The organism is Dactylosporangium sp. NPDC049525, assembly GCF_040676755.1.
In the GTDB taxonomy this organism is placed as follows: Bacteria; Actinomycetota; Actinomycetes; order Mycobacteriales; family Micromonosporaceae; genus Dactylosporangium.
In genome coordinates, this window is sequence record NZ_JBFAPO010000066.1 from 31,943 (window position 1) to 48,409 (window position 16,467).

The window sequence follows — 16,467 nt, forward strand, 5'->3', positions numbered from 1 at the left end:
TGGGTCACTCTCGTGTCCGATGTGGACGGTCACCGCGAGTTGATCAGAGGCCGGGGAAGTCCTCGGGGATCCGGGCGAGCTCGTCGTAGTCGGCGCTGAGCCGGACGATCTCGGCGGCGAGGTCGGCGCGCAGCTTGTCGTGGCCTGGTCCCAGCGGCACCGTCCGCGCCACCGCCGGGTAGTGGCTGACCGGGCCGCAGAGCAGCTCCGGCGGCTCCCACTCGTAGCGGGGGTGCACGTGGGCGTGCAGGATCGGGTCCAGGTTGCCGAAGATGCTGTAGTTGACCCGCCGGAACTGCGGGTCGTGCCGTGCGCACACGATCTGGACCGCCTCGCCGATGAGGTCCAGGTCGGCCAGGAACGCCAGCCGCCGCGCCCGGGGCAGGTCCACCAGGCGGTCCGCGGACGGGTCGTCGGAGAGCAGGAGGCAGTAGCCCGGCAGGAACTGGGTGTCGCCGATCACCGCGAATCCCGACGACAATCGCGCCAGCACCGTGGGGTTGCGCCCCTGCAGTGCCGACCGGATACGGTCTTTGCGCCAGTCGTCCATCGCCGTCACGGTACCGTCACGGCATGGGGACGAGCTACCAGACGCTGCTCGTGGCCGCCGCGATCGAGCCGGTCTGCGACGCGCTGACCGCGGCCGGCGTCGACGCGATCGCACTGCCCGCCGCGGCGAACCGGACCGCGGTCATCCCGCGGGAGGGCGCGCTCGACTTCGCCGACCCGGGTGAGCTGGCGGAGCGGATCGGCGCCGGGACCGGCTGGGCGACGCTGGCCAACGTGGTCGAGGACTCCGACTGGCTGCAGCTGGAGGCGTACCGCGAGGGGCGGTTCGTGCACCGGTACCGCTCGGACCGGCCGGCCCCGGACGACGCGGCGCGGCTCGCCGAGTTCGGCACCGGCGAGGTCGACACCGCGCGGCTCGGCAAGGCGCTGCGCGGCGAGTTCGACGGCAAGGGACCCGTCTATGCCGAGTTCCAGCATCGCCTGATTCTCAACGCCCTGTACCTCGACGCGCGCGGGCTGACGACCGCATACCGGTGGGCCGACACGAGCGACCTGCCGGGCGCGGTCAAGGTCAACCCGTGAGCGTGGCCGTCAGCGGGGTGTCGCCGACGACAGCCCATTGCCGACGCCACAGGGCTCGGTGCACTTGAGGAACGCGGTGCTGTTGTGGATCAGGGTTGCCTGAGAGCCTCGCCACCACGCGCTGGCAGGGATCACCCCACGGCACCTTACCGGGCATCGAAATGTACGGCTTCATGTCGGAGCGGGTGCCGACCTGCACGGTCGGCCGGTTGTCGGAGGTGAAGGACTCCCGCCACCGGACCGACTGCTGCAGCCAGTGCTCGCCGGGCTTGGCGTCGTGGCCGGCGCGGCACTAACCGGACAGGACGGCCGACAATGCGCTGGCCTGCGTACGCCAGTCGGCCACGGCCGTGGAGGAAGCGGCCCAGCGGGAACTGACCCGGTTGAGGGTGTCGCGGCCGTTCCACACCGTGTTGGCCTGGTTGGTCCGGAACGAGGAGAACTGGGTGCCCGCCTCCGCCAGGTACCCCATGAAGATGCCCTTGAATTGCTTGGCGTTGTCGTCGCAGGTCTGGCCGGTCACGTCGCACGACTCGGTGAGCACGCCGGAGCGGACCAGGGGTGAGGCGAGCGCCGCCGCGCCGAGCTGCCGGGCGCGGTCGAGGTAGGCGGTGGTGCCGGTGGCGCGGTACAGCTCCGTCCCGGCGCCGATCGCCAGTCCCTGGTTGTAGCTCCACACGGTCTGGCCGTTGTTGGCGCAGCCGGCGGTGATGCCGTCGTTGACCAGTCCAGATGCGTTGATCATGCCGCTGGCGGTGAACCAGTTCCAGCCGGTGACGGCCCGCTGCAGCCAGGTCGTGTCGCCGGGCAGCCGGTTGTGCAAGGCCGCGGTGAGCCGCACGTACAGGCCGATGGTGACGGCGTTCTTGTACGTGCGTTCCCGGTCCCACCACACGCCGCCGCCGCAGGTGGAGGTGTCCCAGAACCCGTTGACGTAGGCGGCAACGGTGACCGCCTCGTCGAGGTACGCGCGGTCGCCGGTCAGGTCGTACGCGGCCAGCCAGGTGAGGCCCCACCAGGCGCTGTCGTCGATGGAGCGGCTGATGAAGTGCCCGTCGATCGGGTCGGAGGAGCGGGCGCCGGCGGGGAACGCGACCCGGTTGACGTCGAACGTCCGCCGCACCGTCCAGAGGTACCTGGTGTCACCGGTGCGGCTGGTGTACTCGATGACGGTGCGCAGCGCGACGGCGGAGTTCCACCAGCTCGACGGCCACCAGGCGGTGCTCGGGTCGTAGGAGTACATCAGCGCGTCGGCCATCGCAAGAGCCCGGTTCGACGACGGGCGCGCCCATGCGGTGCAGGCGCCGTTCTGCCCTTCCACCGGCCGTCCGCAGGCGCGCACGGCGCCGCCGTACAGCAGCGACGTGGGATCGGCGGTGTTGAACCTGGCCGTGCGGGTCGCGGTGGTGCGCCCGAGTGACGAGCCACCGGGCCAGGTCGCGCCCGCGTCCCACGAGCGGTCCAGCCAGATCTCGTCGCCGGTGCGCCCGCCGCTGACGGTGCCCCACGCCATGCCGGCCGCGTCCAGGTGCAGGCCGAACGTGCGACCGTTCAGGCCCACTGTGCTGACCGTTTCCGCGTCGGTACCGCCGGCCGCCCCGTCGCACGTCGGCGCGCACAACGGCAGGTGCGACCAGGCGGTGCAGGCGATGCCCCGGGCGTCACCGCAGGCGCGGATCACGCCACGGCGATGGTGCGACGGGTCGCCGGTGTTGTACATGAGGGTGCGGGTGCCGGTCCACGTGCCGGGGATGGACGCCTTGCCGAGCAGCCCCTCCCAGCTCGCGCCGCCGTCGAAGGACCGGTCGAGCCACACCGCGTCGCCGAGCACACCGGCGTCGATGCTGCCCCACGCCATACCGTCCACATCGGACACGTGCAGCACCAGCCGCCGCCCGTTGACCGTCACCGCCGGGACCGGGAACGTCTCCTGCCGGGCGAGGGACGGGTCGCGGGTGTCGCAGTACAGGGCACAGATCGCGGTCGCGGCGTGCGCCGCGGACGCGGGCAGTACCACGAAGCCGAGCAGCAGCAGGGTCACCAGCACGCGTCGCATGACGTCACCTCAGGATCCGCACATCGGTGGTGGTCAGAGCGCGGTTCCACACCCTGACCTGGTCGACCTGGCCGGGCAGGAAGTCGGCGACGGCACCGTTCCACCGGCCGCGGCCTATCGCGAACGCCCCGCCGGCCGGCCAGGCGGCGCTCTTCGCGGCGGTGGCGGTGAGGACGCCGTTGACATACAGGCGCAGCTGCCCGGCGGCGGCGTCGCGGACCCCGACGAGGTGGGTCCAGCCACCGGCCTGCGGCGGCAGCGGCGCCACCGCCCGGGTCGCGGCCGCGCCGGCGGTGTCCGAGGCCAGCATGGCGAACGCCCAGGCGTTGTCGACGGCGGAGTACTGCAGGTAGAAGCCGCTGCCCTGCACCCCGTCCTGGCTCAGCACGGTGGCGAAGTTGGTGGTGGCGGTCAGGTTCACCCAGGCGGCGACGGTGAAGCTCGCGGCGGTGTCCACCAGCGGACCCGCGGTCGTGGCTGCACCGCCGGCCAGGGCCAGCGCGCCGCCGCTGTAGGCGGCGCCGCCGGTGAGGATGAGGCCGGTCTCGGCGCCGTCGAGCTCGAACCCGCGGACCAGGCCGTCGCCGAGGTGGGCGGCGGCGGTGACCTCGGCGGCCGTGAGCGCGTGGCCGAACGTGGCGACGTCGTCGACGACGCCGATGAAGAAGTCGGCGGGCGCGCCGTTCCACTTGGCCCGGCCGACGGCCAGGGCACCGGTGGACCGCCAGCCGGCGCTGTACGCGGCGCTGCCCTGCAGGGTGCCGTCGACGTACAGCCGCAGCTGCCCGGCGTCGGCGTCGTAGACCCCGGTCAGGTGCACCCACGTGTTGACCGCCGGGACCACTGTGGACAGTGCGCGGGTCGCGGCGGCGTTGTCGGTGTCGGCGGCCGGCATGGTGAACGCCCACCGGTTGTCGGCGGCGGAGTACTGCAGGTAGAAGCCGGACAGGCGCAGGCCGTCCTGGCTGAGGACGGTGCGGAACCCGGCGAGGTTGGTGGGGTTGACCCTGGCCATGACGGTGAAGCTGCCGTCGGTGCGCACCACCGGGCGGGCCGTCACGGGCGCGGCGGCGCCGGTGAGCGCGAGGGTGCCGCCGCTGAGCGTGCCGCCGGCGCCGAGGTCGTTGCGGTTGCCGCTGGCGTCGAGGACCCCGGTCGTGAAGGGCCACGCCCCGGTGAGGCCGTTCGGGGTGTACCGCAATGTCATGAGCGCGAGGGCGCCGCCCATGACGGGTCGCGCGGCGAACCCCTGCCCGTTGCCGGTGTTGGTGTCGTGCCAGTCGGTGAACGGCACCCGCGTCCCGGTCGTGTTCGCGAACTGGTACGCCTTGCCGATGAGCGCGTCGCGGGCGGCGGGCTGCGCGGCGAGGAACCCGGCGGTCCACAGCTCCCAGTCGACCTTCGTGTACTCGTGCCGCGGGTCGAGCGGCACGCCGTACGTGTGCTGCTGCGACAGGTACCAGGCGGCCTCCTCGGCGGCGATCGCGGGCGGCACGAGGTTCGTGCCGAGCAGCCGGTCGGCGAACCCGTTGTACTTGAGGCTCCACGTGGTGTCGGCGCCGTCGTAGGTGAGCTTCAGGTGGGTGTGGCCGGCGTTCTGCGCCATCGCCGCCCACTGTCCGATGTAGACCTTCGCGGTGCCGGCGTAGGTGGTGGCGACGCCGGCGGCGCGGGCGATCGCGTCCATCGCGGCGATGCCGACGATGCCCTTCAGCGCCAGGTTGACGCTGTGGGCGATGAAGCCGGTGAAGTCGTCGGTCTGGTTCTGGTTGCCGGGGTCGGGCAGGTTCGCGACCAGGTAGTCGGCCCACTGGCGCAGCTTCGTCAGGTGCGCGGTCGCGTAGGCGGTCGCCTTCGCGGCGGGCATCCGGGCGATGAGCGCGGCGACCATGATGAGCATGTTCGCGGACTCCTCGACCGGCATGTCCTCCTCGTCGGTGCCGATCCGGCCGAACGCGTTGGGGTACACCCCGAGGTCGTGCGGGGCGAACGGCTTGTTGAAGCCCTGCACCTCGGTGTAGTCGAACAGCGGCGCGAGCAGCAGCTCCAGGTAGCGGGGGCTCAGCGCGAGGTACGCGGGGAACGCCGGGTACATGACGTCGACGGTGCTGAAGTCCCCGTTGGACGAGATCTCCTTGAGCATCGCCCAGGGCGCGCCGCCCCGGCTGACCAGTTCGGTACCCCCGAACGCCTGCCGAAGCACGAGCGCGCACAGCGCCGCGTACTGGGTGCCGCCCGCCTGCTGCGCGGCCGCGGTGACGGCGGCGTCGGTCGCGGCCCCACCGGCGCGGGCCGCGTCCCGGTCGGCGCGGAACCAGCGCAGCATGTCCTGCCACGTCGCCCACTGGGTGCGCCAGTACGGGTCGAGGTTCGCCCCGAGATAGGACACCGCGGGGGTGCGCACGTGGCCGATGACGAACACGAACGCCGGGCTCGTTGTCGCGCCGACCTGGCCGAGATCGCGGGCGAACGCGAACACGGGCCAGGCGTTGTTGATCGCGCGGGGCTGGTTGGTGTCGCCGGTGTTGAGCAGTGTCGCGTTGCCGGCGCCGCGGGCGCGGACGGTGCCGTCGGCGCCGGTCTGCCAGGTGAGGCCGGCGACCTCGTCGGTGGAGAACACGACGGTGCCCCAGGACGCCTGGTCGGCGAACTCGCCGAGGACGGTCGGGGCGCTCGGCGTGCAGGTGTGCACCCGCTGGTCACCGACGACCTGGGTGGCCCAGGTGATCTGCTTGGCGCGGTCGCCGTGCGCCCACTCCCCCGAGATGTCCAGGTAGACGCTGACGGCATGGCCGCCGCCGTCGGTGGCGGTCGCGGTGACGCTCAGGTAGCTCATCGGGACCGACTGGCGGCGCAGGTTCGCGGGGTCCACCGGGCTCAGGAACTCGACCTCGAGGCGGACCGCGCCGGCGGTGATGGTGAACGTGGACCGGGTCGCGGTGACGACCAGCGCGGTCTGCGTCGCGAGGGGCCAGCCGCCGCTCGGCGAGCCCATGAACACGTACGGCTGGTTGTCCACGCGCACGATGCCGGTCATCGCGGTGGCGGCGCCGGTCCAGAACGTCGGCCAGTTCCCGGGCAGCGTGTCGGCGCGCAGCCAGGTCGACAGGTACGGCGACCGGACGGCGAGGGGCGTGGCGGGCGGCCGGATCGGGGTGAACGTGGACGCCGCGTACGCCGGGTCACCGCCCAGAGTCACGCCCGCCGCGGCGGCGGCGCCGGTCAGGCCGCTGAGCGCGGCGAGGCGGAGGACGTCCCGGCGGGACGCATGTGGCATCGATGTCACGCGGGGCTCCCCATGGCGGTGGAAGGGCCGGACGGATTCGACATCAGCAAACATTTCCCGACGCAAACTGTCAACAGTCCTTATCAATATTCACGGCGGTCTGTGCGATTCGGGCCTGCCCCGGGTCCGGCGGCGGTCCGCTAGGCTCGCCGGCATGGCAACGGCCGAGCCCGAACGGCGGCACCTCCAGCCCGTTGGCGATGCTGGCGCCGCGGCCGTGATCGCCGCCCGGGCGCTGATCGAGATCCGGTCACTTGCCCGGGCGTCGGAGCCGGGCGAGCACGAGCGCCTCGAACGCATCGCGCTCCTCGCCGACCTCTGCCACAACCTGCCGATGGTCGCCGGGCGGCGGGACCTCCCGCGGTTCTCCGACCAGGGCAGGCGCAGCACCCAGGAACGCGCGATGGACGCCCGGCCGATGAGCTGGACCTGGCAGACCAGCGGTTCGCGAGGGCGGGCGCTGATGCTCGCCTGGCTCGACGATGCGGGCTACCGGTGGACGCCACCGCCCCCGCTGCCGGAGACGCCGCGCGGCGCGCCCCGGCTGTCCGTCGCGCGGCGGGTCCGCACGCTCGCCGGCTGGCCGGTGTCACCGCCGGCCGGCCGCCGGCCCTTGCCCCGTGAGGCACACGTGCTCAAGGCCCTGTCCACGGACGCGATGTGCGAGGTCTACGCGGAGGCCGGTCGCCGGCGGCTCGGCCTGGGCGGGGGCAGCGGCCCGTGGCTGCGCGCCCACCTCGACCCGGACGCGACCCATTACCTCGTGCCCGATCCGGCGGACTACTACTGGCCCCACCCTGACGGCAGGATCCCGATCCCCTGGTGGGAATGCTTGGCGCTGCTGACGATGCGCGACGGCGAGCAGGTGTGCACCTCCGTCGCGGTCATGCCCGAGACGTTCACGGCGCTGCCTTCGACGGTTCCGCGGCACCGCCAGCGCCAGCTGTTGCAGGTCGCGCGGGCCACCGAACGCGACACGTACCTGTGGGGCCGCGACCACGAATGCACGCCCGCCACGTGCGGCTACACCCCGCCCCCGGCCGATCCGTAGCGCGCGCTGTACCAATCGGCCTGACATATCCGAAATGTCGGGTAGAGTCGCGAACGTCAGAGTCGACCGCTCCCCCGGTGCAGACCGAGGGATGTTTGTCATGACCAAGTTGCGACGGCGGATCGCCGCCGGACCGTTGCGGCTCGTCGCTGCGCTGGCGATTGCCGCGGGCGCCGTCAGCGCCATGCCGATGCCGGGCAGCGCCTCGCCGCCGCCACCTCCGCCGCTGCCGTCGCTGCCTGTGCCGGCCTTGTCGGCGGCGGCGGGGCGGTGGACGCATGACGGGTTCGACGCCGGGAACAGTGGTTACAACCCGGACGAACGAACCATCAACGCCGGCAACGTCGGCAAGCTGAAGCTGCGGTGGGCAGCGACGCCGGCGCTCGGGGCCGAAGGGTGCGCGCCCGCGCTGCCGCCGCCGCTCGTCGCCGGTGGGCGGGTGTACATCCTGGACGGCGAAGGGGTCACCTCGCTCGACGCGGGCACCGGCAAGAAGCTGTGGCGCGACACGCGGATCCTGCAAAGCCGGGACTTCCGGCGGATCGTGGTCGCCGACGGGACGCTGATCGTCGCCGGGGCGTCGTGCTACGCCAACAGCGATCCCGACGGGTTCCTGTTCGCGCTCGACGCGGCGACCGGGGCGCGGCGGTGGGACGTGGTGCAGGAGCCGCCGGTCAACGACCTGGTGGTGGATGCCGGGACCGTCGTCACGTCCGGGTGGGCGACGGCGACGAACGAGGACACGATCATCGCGTACCGCGGACGCGACGGCGCACAGCGGTGGAGCCGCAGCGGTGCCGTGCTCGCCGGTCCGGTGTCCGCCGCGGGGCGGGTGCTGCTGCACGACGCGACCGGCACCACCGCGGTGACCGTGGCCGCGGGCAAGGTGCTGTGGCGGGCGCCTATGCGGTGGAGCCCGCTCGCCGCGACCGCGGAACGGTTCTTCGCCGTGCCCGACCCCGTCGGGCAGGGCGACCAGACCGGGCTGTCGGCGATCGGCGCGGGGTCCGGCAAGCTCGCCTGGCGGCAGCCGGGCACGGTCGAGTCGGTCGCGACCGACGGGCGGCGGGTCTACGCGGCGGGCGGGAGCACGCTCACCGCGTTCCAGGCGGGGAAGGGCGCGAAGCTGTGGACCCGGCAGCTGCCGGGAGCGGTGCAGCGTCCCGTGCGCGCGGGCGGGTTGCTGTACGTGACCGTCGAGGGCAACCCCATGGCCGTCCTGTCACCGGTCACCGGCGGGGACGTGCCCGGCGCCGGCCGGTTCGACGGTGCGACCGGTCACGCTGTCGTCGCCGGTGGGCGGCTGTACCTCACCGACGGCAGGACGTTGCGAGCCTACGGCCCGTGAGCCGGTGCGGGCGGCACCGACGCCTGCGGCGACCACCAGCGCGACGCCGAGCACCGCGAGAGGGCCAGGCGCCTGGTGCAGCAGGACCCCGCCGACCACCAGCGCGATCGCCGGTTCAAGGCTCATCAACGTGCCGAAGGCGCCGGCGGTGAGCTTGCGCAGGGCGTACATCTCCAGGCTGAACGGCACCACAGCGAGCAGGACGGCCAGGCCGAACCCCGCGGCCAGCAGCGGCCAGGTCAGCCCTGCGGCAACGGACGGGCCGGCGACCGCGGACGCGACGAGGCCGGCGACCGCGGTGGAGACGGCGAGGCCGGCGTAGCCGCTGACCTGGTCGCCGACGCGCTGGGTCAGCAGGATGTAGCCGGCCCAGCAGGCGGCGGCCGCGAGGGCGAACCCGACGCCGGCGGGGTCGGTGCGGCCGTGCCACGGTTCGGTCAGCAGCAGCACGCCGGCCCCGGCGAGGACCGGCCAGAGCACGGTGGCCCGGCGCCCGCGGAAGGCTGCGACGGCGAGCGGCCCGAGGAACTCCAGGGCGCTGGCGGTGCCGAGCGGGAGCCGCGCGACGGCCGCCATGAACGCCAGCGTCATGCAACCGGTGACGACCCCGAGCGCGACGGTGGCCAGGATGCTGGCGCGGGTGAAGTCCCGCGGTCGCGGCCGGACCAGCGCGAGCAGGAGCACCGCCGCGCAGGCAAGGCGCAGGCTGACCGCGCCGGACGGCCCGACGCTGTCGAACAGGCCGACGGAGGCGGCGAGCCCGAGCTGGATGCAGATCATGGAGGCGATCGCGGCGAACATGCCCGAAGTACACGCCATCCCAACCGTTCACGTCCACGTGGCTTTTGCTGAGGTACCGTTCGAAAATGCTGAACAATGACCGGCTGCTGCTCCTGGCGGAGCTGGCCCGGCTGGGCTCGATGCGGGAGGTCGCCGACGAGCTCGGCACCACCACGTCGACGGTGTCGCAGCAGCTCGCGGTCCTCGCCCGGGAGGCGGGCACCGCCCTGATCGAGCCGGACGGGCGGCGGGTCCGGCTGACCCCGGCAGGGCGGCGGCTGGCCCGGCACGCGGTGACGATCCTCGCCGCGGTCGAGGCCGCCCGCCTCGACCTGGACCCGTCGGCCGAGCCGGCGGGCACGGTGCGGGTCGCCGGATTCGCCACCGCGATCCGCCGGTCGCTGCTGCCGATCGTCGCGACGCTGCCGGCCCGCCACGAGCGGCTGCGCGTCCTGATCCACGAGCACGAGCCGGCCGAGGCGTTGCAACTGCTCGCCGGCGACCGGGTCGACCTCGCCCTGACCTACGACTACAACCTGGCGCCGTCCGGATTCCCGGACACCCTCGAGGCGACGCCACTGTGGAGCACAGAATGGAGCCTGGGCGTCCCGGCTGGCTCTACAGTGGACGGTGGTGCGCTGGAGGTCTTTGAAGCGTTCCGGGACACGCACTGGCTGGTCAACTCGCGCAACAGCGCCGACGAGGACGTGGTGCGCACCGTCGCGTCGATGGCCGGCTACACACCGCGGATCGCCCACCGCGCCGACAGCCTCGAACTGATCCAGGACCTGATCGTCGCCGGGCTCGGCGTCGCGCTCCTGCCCGCGGACCAGCCCACCCTCGACGGCGTCACACTGGTGCCGCTGCGCCGCCCAGACGTGCGGATGCGCGTGTTCGCGGTGACCCGCCTCGGCCGCCGCGCCTGGCCGCCGCTGCACGTCGTGCTCGAAGCCCTGAGCCTCGGCCTCAGCTGACCACAGGCGTGTTCTGGCATGCGGTGAGCAGCCAGCGGCCGTCCTCCTTCGCCATCACGTAGACAGGGCTGCCCTCCGCCGTGCCGTCTGGGGAAACGGTTGTCTGCCGGACCCGGACCGCGGCCACGTCCGGCCGGATGAACAGGACGTCGAGCATCTCGTACGTGACGGTGGTGCCGCGCATCGCACCCGGTAGTACCTTGCGCGTGAAGGCGCCGATCTCGTCCCGCCCCGTCAGCCGCCGGCCGTGCCCGGTCGTCCAGATCGCGTCGTGCCTGAACAGCGCAACGAACTCCTCGACCGACTCCCGCTGCTGCGCGTCCTGCACCCTGCCGACAACGTCCCGCAGCGCGCCCAGTTCCGTGTCCATGCCAAGACTCTTGAACCTCAACCAAGCTTCAGGTCAAGCCTCGTGCTGGGTGGTGTGCGGGTGGTCACGTGGCGTGATGGCGCTGGACGTGGGGGTGTGCGGGTTCGAGAATGGTGGGGTAGCGCCTACCGGGGGGAGGCGGCGCATGCCACGGCCGTATTTTTCTTTGGACGCACCGGATTCCGGGTCTTCTTCTTCGTTGGGTTCGATTGATTGGGATGCGCGTTTGGCTGCGCAGCGGGCTGAGTTTGTGCGGCGGCGTGAGGAGAAGTTGCGGGTTCGGGCGGAGTTCGCGGAGGCTCGGGCGCACGGGTTGGCGGCTCGTCATGCGACGAAGTTGGTGCGGCTGCGGAACGCTCAACTGTTGGCGGAGTTGGACGCGGTCGCGGCTGACCCGGTCCCGCAGCGCGCAGCACCGTGCCGACCGGCGGCGAGCGCCACGACATCCGCGCCAGCCGGGCCGGGACCCGCGCCTGCCACAAGGGCGCCGGCACGCGCTCGGCCGGTTCCTGTTTCGGGTCGCACGGAGCGGGTGGGCAGTGAACCGGCGCCTGCGCCTGGCACCCCCGCGGTAGCACCCTCACCGGCGGCGCCTCGGTCTGTCGGCCGCCCGGCATCCACGCCTGCCCAGTCGGCGTCCGAACGGACCTGCCCAGCACCTGCACCCGCTCGGTCGGTGCCGGAGCCGACCAGCCCAGCACCCGCACCCACTTGGTCGGCGCCCGAACCGACCAGCCCAGCGGCCGCACCCGCACCCGCACAATCGATGCCCGAACTGATCAGCCCACCACCCGCACCCACACAGTCGGCGCCCGAACCCACCGCCCCAGCACCCTCACCCGCTCGGCCGGCGTCGGCGTCGGCGTCGGCGTCGGCGTCGGAGTCGGAGTCGGACAGCTCAGCACCCGGGCCTGCTCAGGCGAGGTCAGAGCATGCCGACCCAGCAACTGCAGTTCCGCAGCGGGCGCCTGCGAGCGCACACCCGGCGCCTGCGCACGGCAGCATAACCAGCACCCGAACCGGTCACCCGGGATCGACGCCCGCTCCGTCCGACTCCGCCAACGCGCCCCGCGACGCCGCACCGATGCTTCCAAATCCCAAGCGCTACGACTCCGCCGAGGGAGCCAGATGCTGCGCCGGCGCTCAGGCAGCGTCCGAACCGACCAACCCAGCACCCGCGCCTGCTCAAGCGAGGTCAGAGCGTGCCGGCCCAGCGATTGCGGTTCCGCAGCGGGCGCCTGCGACCGCACACCCGGCGCCTGCGCATGGCAGCACAACCAGCACCCGAACTAGTCGCCCGGCATCGACGCCCGCTCCGTCCGGCGCAGCCAATCCGGCCAGCTGCGCCGCACCGAGGCATTCGAATCCCAAGCGCTGCAACTCAGCCGAGGGAGCCGGATGCCCCGAACCTCGGGTGCCCGGTGCGGCTCCAGCCCGGCGGCCTCGTCTCGCCCCGCGTGGAGGTCCACCTCGACCGCATCCCTTGGCAGCCCGCATACGGTCTCCCGCCATTGGCGGTCGGGGTTCGCCCGCATCTCTTGCGGCTCGGGTCCTCCCGCCAACCGGCAGCGGTCGTCGGGCAGTCCTCGACCGTCAGCGCAGCAGGGCACAGCCCGCCCATCGGCGACACGCCGGCACTCGGGAGGTGTCGTCCCACTCGTCGGTGCCTGAGCGGCCGCAGCACCACGACCGCTGCCGCATGTCCTTCGACCGTCGGCGGCAGTCGGGCGGCCCTCGACCGTCAGCACGGCGAGGCGGCCCTCGACCCCGTCAGCACGGCGGGGCAGCCCTCAACCGTCAGCGCAGCGGGACAGCCCGCCCATCGGTGACGGCCGGCACTGGCGAGGTGCCGTCGTGCCCGACGGTGACTGAGCGGCCGCGGTAGCACAACCGCTGCTGGACGTCCTTCGACCGTCGGCGGCGGGCGGGCGGCCCTCAACCGTCAGCACGGCGAAGCAGCCTCCATCGGGAGCAGGCCGGCACTGGAGGTGTCGTCCTGCTCGACGGCGAACTGAGCGGCCGCGGCAGCACGACCACTGCCGCATGTCCTTCGACCGTCGGCGGCGGTTGGGCGGCCCTCAATCATCAGCACGGCGGGGCAGCATCATCAGCGCGGCGGGCAGCCCTCGACCGTCTGCGCGGGGCAGCCCGTCCAGCGGCGACCGGTCGGCGCTGCGGAGGTGTCGTCCTGTTCGACGGTGCGCGAGTGGCCGCTATGGCATGGCCGCTGCCGGGACGGCTGCTGCCGGGACCCTGGTGTCACCATCCGTTGTGCCGCCGCGTGTGGGGGCGGAAGCGGTGGCGACGGTCGCGGGCTTGGACAGGGTGCGGTGGCTGGTGGGCTGGCGGTCGTGGGTTGCCTGGCGGGGTCGGTGAGCTTCCTTCGGCAGGTGGGTCAGGGCGAGGACTTGATGCGTTCGTCGACGGGACGGGGCGGCGGTCTCAGTGAGTTCCGCCTTGGACCGCAACACCGTGATGGCTCGGTCGACCTGCCGTCTCGGCCCGCAGCCGGCCACAACCGGGCGCGGGCGGCGGGGAGCTTCACGGGCCGCAGGTGGTCGGCTTGGCAGGTGCACCTCCCGTATGTTCCTGGCACAGCGCGGCGTCAGGCGTACTGACACTCAAGCACAGGGGTACGACAGAAAACCGGGCGACGCTTCGGGGTCAGGGATGGCTGGAAGGGTGCAGTGTGGTCAGGACGGCGGTGAGGTGGGGGCGGGTGGGCAGGATGTGGAGGGACTCGTCGATTTCGCGGGTGGCCCAGGTGTGGTGTCTGGGGTCGGCGTCTGGGTTGAGGGTGATCCGGAGCTGGGCTAGCAGGAAGTTGAGGCGGCAGGCTAGGAGCATGGTGAAGTCGGCCGGGTCGGTGATGCGGCCTGGGCCGCCCTCGCGGATGTAGGCGGCGTAGAGGGCGCGCATGGCGTCGAGGTCGATGGTGGGGCCGGGGCAGTACCAGTCGAAGAGGACCCGGGCCAGTTCCCGTTGGGGCGCGGCCGGGCCTAGGTTGTCCCAGTCGACGACGACCAGGGAGCCGTGGGGGTCGGCGAGGATGTTTTCTGGGTGCAGGTCGCGGTGGCAGACGATGAGGTCGGCTGGGTCGGCCGGGGCTATGTCTGCGCAGAGGTCAGGCAGCTCGGCGAGGCGTTCGGCGAGGCGGCCCGAGAACTGTGGTGGGGCGTCCGGCCAGCTGTCGGCGGTCGGGACCTGGTCGTACCAGGGTTCGCCGTCGGGGGTGGCGGGTGGGGCGCAGCGGTGCAGGCGGGCCAGGAGTGCGCCGAGGTCGGCTGGGGTGGACGGGGCGCTCAGGTCCACGGGGTGCAGGTCGATCCAGTCGTAGAGGCGCAGCCAGGTGCCGTCGAGCGTTTGGTGCAGGTATTGGCCGTCGTGGTCGGGGTGGCTGAGCGGGAGTCGTACACCTGCGGCTGAGGCCAACGCGGAGAACTGGAGCTCCGCGTCCAGCACCGGCTGGGGTGGCGGGGTGCCGAAGAGCTCTTTGAGGGCGAAGGTGTCGTTGACCCGCCAGATCTGGCCGAGGGCGCCGCGCGGGCCGGCGGTCAGGACGATGTCGGCCGGAAAGCGGAAGCCGTACGCCGCCCGCACCTGCGCCGTCAGGCCCGATAGCCGGCGGGCGTCGTCGGCGGCGTGGCGGGTGCCGGGGTCGTTCACTCCTCCACAGTAAGTGCGTGACCCGTGGTGCTGTCGACGTGGCCGGGCAATGCGCCGTCGTGGTGGTCGCCGGTGGTGACGGTGCCGGACGGCTCGAACATGAGGATGGCGCCGCCGGGTGAGGACGGGCGGTGCTCGACGCCGCGCGGCACCACGAACGTGTCGCCCTTGCTCAGGGCCACGGTGCGCTCGCCGTGCTCGTCGCGGATCGCGACGTCGAACCGGCCGTCCAGGACGAGGAAGAACTCGTCGGTGTGCTCGTGCACGTGCCACACGTGCTCGCCCAGGGTGTGCGCGATGCGCACGTCGTAGTCGTTGACCCGGGCCACGATCCGCGGGCTGTACACGTCGTCGAAGGAGGCCAGGGCCTCGGTCAGGTTCACCGGTCGCATGGCGTCCATCGTGCGCGCTTTCCAAAGAACAGTCTTGTACGTTCCTTACGCGCTCTGGTGGGCGATCTGGATCAGGTTGCCGCAGGTGTCGTCGAACGTCGCGACGGTCACCGGGCCCATCTCGGTCGGCTCCTGGGTGAACACGACGCCGAGGGCGCGCAGGCGCTCATACTCCTTGTGCACGTCGTCGACGGCGAACGACGTGAAGGGGATGCCGTCCTCCATCAGCGCCGCCCGGAACGGGCCGACGGCCGGGTGGTTGGCCGGCTCGAGGACCAACTCGGTGCCGTCGGGGCGCTCCGGCGACACCACGGTCAGCCAGCTGAACTCCCCCATAGGGATGTCGTGCTTCTGCACGAAGCCGAGCACCTCGGTGTAGAAGCGCAGCGCCGCGCGCTGGTCGTCGACGAACAGGCTGGCCAGGTTGATGATCATCAGGTGTCCTTCGTCCGTGGGGTCAGCCACCGCTCAACGATGTCGTGCAGCGGGCCCGTGTCGAGGTGATGGAACTTGTACCGCCCCTCCCGCCGCACCGCAACCAGCCCCGCCGCCTCCAGCAGGTCCAGGTGCTGGGAGATGGCCTGGCGGGACGAGGTGATCTGGTGCTTCATGGTGAGGCGGCCGCACAGCTCGAACAACGTCTGCCCGTCGCGGTCGGTGAGCTCGTCGAGGATCGCGCGGCGGGTCGGGTCGGCGAGCGCTTTGAAGACGTCGCTCACCTCAGCCATGATAGGCAAGTATCTGCTTGCATATCAAGTCTCACAGCGCGGTCGGCGTGGTGACGGTGAACCGGGCCTCCACCTCTGCCCGCACCCGCTGCCGCTGCGGGTCCAGCTCCAGCGGCGCCGCGCCGCCGTAGGACGCGCGGGTCTTCGCCTGCATGTCGTACGTCTGGAACCGCCCGAGTGACTGCGCGCCGCCGCCGAGCCCCGGGTCGGACAGTTCGAGCAGGTCGACGACCTGCGCGCCGAGGGCCTCCGCGTATTCCTTGCCCCGGGCGATCGCGTTGGCGACCGCGTCGCGGCGCACCTCCTTGTGGACCGGGCTGTCGGGGCGCAGCGACCACGTGGGCCCGTCCACGTGCGTCTGGTCCTGGTTGGCGACCGTCAGCAGCATCTCTCCCAGCGCCGTGAAGTCCCGAACGACCACCGTGGTCACCACGCTGCCGGAGTACGCCGTGACCCGCTCGCCCTTCTTGCCCATCTCCGGGTGCACGTGCAGCCCGCTGGTCTCCCTCCGCTCGATCGCCTCGGCGTGCCGGTCGAACAAGGCCCGCAGCGCCTCGGCCCGCTCCCGCAGCCGCGTCAACGTCGTCTGCCGGTCCTTGTCCCGGGCGACCACCACGACCGTGAACTCCGCCAGCTCAGGATCGACCTCACGCAACGCCTCGCCTCGTACCGCAACCACCGTCATGCCGTGCAGCCTAATTCCGCGCCGGATTCGACCGTTCGC

At 72.2% G+C, this 16,467-nt stretch carries 13 protein-coding genes and 1 pseudogene; 4 read left to right on the forward strand and 10 right to left on the reverse strand.

Going from position 1 to position 16,467, the window contains the following annotated elements; all coding sequences use genetic code 11:
* Positions 1-43 precede the first annotated feature (43 nt).
* Complete coding sequence (locus AB0K00_RS49190; RefSeq protein WP_363537288.1) at positions 44-550, reverse strand: diadenosine tetraphosphate hydrolase; 507 nt, start codon at positions 548-550, stop codon at positions 44-46.
* A gap of 23 nt (positions 551-573) precedes the next feature.
* On the opposite strand from AB0K00_RS49190, the gene AB0K00_RS49195 reads away from it, so the two are divergent.
* A complete protein-coding gene (locus AB0K00_RS49195; RefSeq protein WP_363537291.1) occupies positions 574-1,092 on the forward strand; it encodes a hypothetical protein in 519 nt (172 codons plus the stop codon).
* A 292-nt stretch (positions 1,093-1,384) separates the two neighbouring features.
* Here AB0K00_RS49195 and AB0K00_RS49200 read toward each other — a convergent pair whose 3' ends face one another.
* Together AB0K00_RS49200 and AB0K00_RS49205 are read right to left on the reverse strand one after the other, a co-directional pair.
* Positions 1,385-3,148, reverse strand: a complete 1,764-nt coding sequence (locus AB0K00_RS49200; RefSeq protein WP_363537294.1) for a glycoside hydrolase family 76 protein — start codon at positions 3,146-3,148, stop codon at positions 1,385-1,387.
* A gap of 4 nt (positions 3,149-3,152) precedes the next feature.
* On the reverse strand, positions 3,153-6,425 hold the full coding sequence (locus AB0K00_RS49205) for a DUF5127 domain-containing protein (RefSeq protein ID WP_363537363.1): 3,273 nt from the start codon (positions 6,423-6,425) through the stop codon (positions 3,153-3,155).
* A gap of 163 nt (positions 6,426-6,588) precedes the next feature.
* Between AB0K00_RS49205 and AB0K00_RS49210 the strand changes: the two genes are divergently transcribed.
* Together AB0K00_RS49210 and AB0K00_RS49215 are read left to right on the forward strand one after the other, a co-directional pair.
* Positions 6,589-7,485: a hypothetical protein gene (locus AB0K00_RS49210; RefSeq protein WP_363537297.1), complete on the forward strand. Its 897-nt coding sequence runs from the start codon at positions 6,589-6,591 to the stop codon at positions 7,483-7,485.
* 190 nt (positions 7,486-7,675) lie between these two features.
* Positions 7,676-8,662 (forward strand): annotated as a pseudogene (locus tag AB0K00_RS49215) (PQQ-binding-like beta-propeller repeat protein); the annotation flags it as partial.
* 45 nt (positions 8,663-8,707) lie between these two features.
* Here the strand turns inward: AB0K00_RS49215 and AB0K00_RS49220 are convergent.
* A complete protein-coding gene (locus tag AB0K00_RS49220; RefSeq protein ID WP_363537300.1) occupies positions 8,708-9,634 on the reverse strand; it encodes an EamA family transporter in 927 nt (308 codons plus the stop codon).
* Between the two features lie 65 nt (positions 9,635-9,699).
* Here AB0K00_RS49220 and AB0K00_RS49225 point away from each other — a divergent pair, with 65 nt between their 5' ends.
* A complete protein-coding gene (locus AB0K00_RS49225; RefSeq protein ID WP_363537303.1) occupies positions 9,700-10,587 on the forward strand; it encodes a LysR substrate-binding domain-containing protein in 888 nt (295 codons plus the stop codon).
* Here AB0K00_RS49225 and AB0K00_RS49230 read toward each other — a convergent pair.
* The 6 genes from AB0K00_RS49230 to AB0K00_RS49255 all read right to left on the reverse strand — a co-directional run bounded on the left by AB0K00_RS49230 (position 10,580) and on the right by AB0K00_RS49255 (position 16,428).
* Positions 10,580-10,957 carry an SgcJ/EcaC family oxidoreductase gene (locus AB0K00_RS49230; RefSeq protein ID WP_363537306.1) on the reverse strand — a complete coding sequence of 126 codons (378 nt, stop codon included), beginning with the start codon at positions 10,955-10,957 and terminating at the stop codon, positions 10,580-10,582. The two genes, AB0K00_RS49225 and AB0K00_RS49230, sit on opposite strands and share 8 nt — an antisense overlap.
* A 2,664-nt stretch (positions 10,958-13,621) precedes the next feature.
* Positions 13,622-14,623 (reverse strand): phosphotransferase, encoded by a 1,002-nt coding sequence (locus AB0K00_RS49235; protein ID WP_363537309.1) that lies wholly within the window; start codon positions 14,621-14,623, stop codon positions 13,622-13,624.
* Positions 14,620-15,015: a cupin domain-containing protein gene (locus AB0K00_RS49240; protein ID WP_363537312.1), complete on the reverse strand. Its 396-nt coding sequence runs from the start codon at positions 15,013-15,015 to the stop codon at positions 14,620-14,622. The genes AB0K00_RS49235 and AB0K00_RS49240 overlap by 4 nt, the downstream gene beginning before the upstream one ends.
* Before the next feature lie 45 nt (positions 15,016-15,060).
* Positions 15,061-15,450: a VOC family protein gene (locus AB0K00_RS49245; protein WP_363537365.1), complete on the reverse strand. Its 390-nt coding sequence runs from the start codon at positions 15,448-15,450 to the stop codon at positions 15,061-15,063.
* Positions 15,450-15,743 carry a metalloregulator ArsR/SmtB family transcription factor gene (locus tag AB0K00_RS49250; RefSeq protein ID WP_363537315.1) on the reverse strand — a complete coding sequence of 98 codons (294 nt, stop codon included), beginning with the start codon at positions 15,741-15,743 and terminating at the stop codon, positions 15,450-15,452. Before AB0K00_RS49250 ends, AB0K00_RS49245 begins: the two co-directional genes overlap by 1 nt.
* Before the next feature lie 31 nt (positions 15,744-15,774).
* A complete protein-coding gene (locus AB0K00_RS49255) occupies positions 15,775-16,428 on the reverse strand; it encodes an SIMPL domain-containing protein (RefSeq protein ID WP_363537318.1) in 654 nt (217 codons plus the stop codon).
* Positions 16,429-16,467 lie beyond the last annotated feature (39 nt).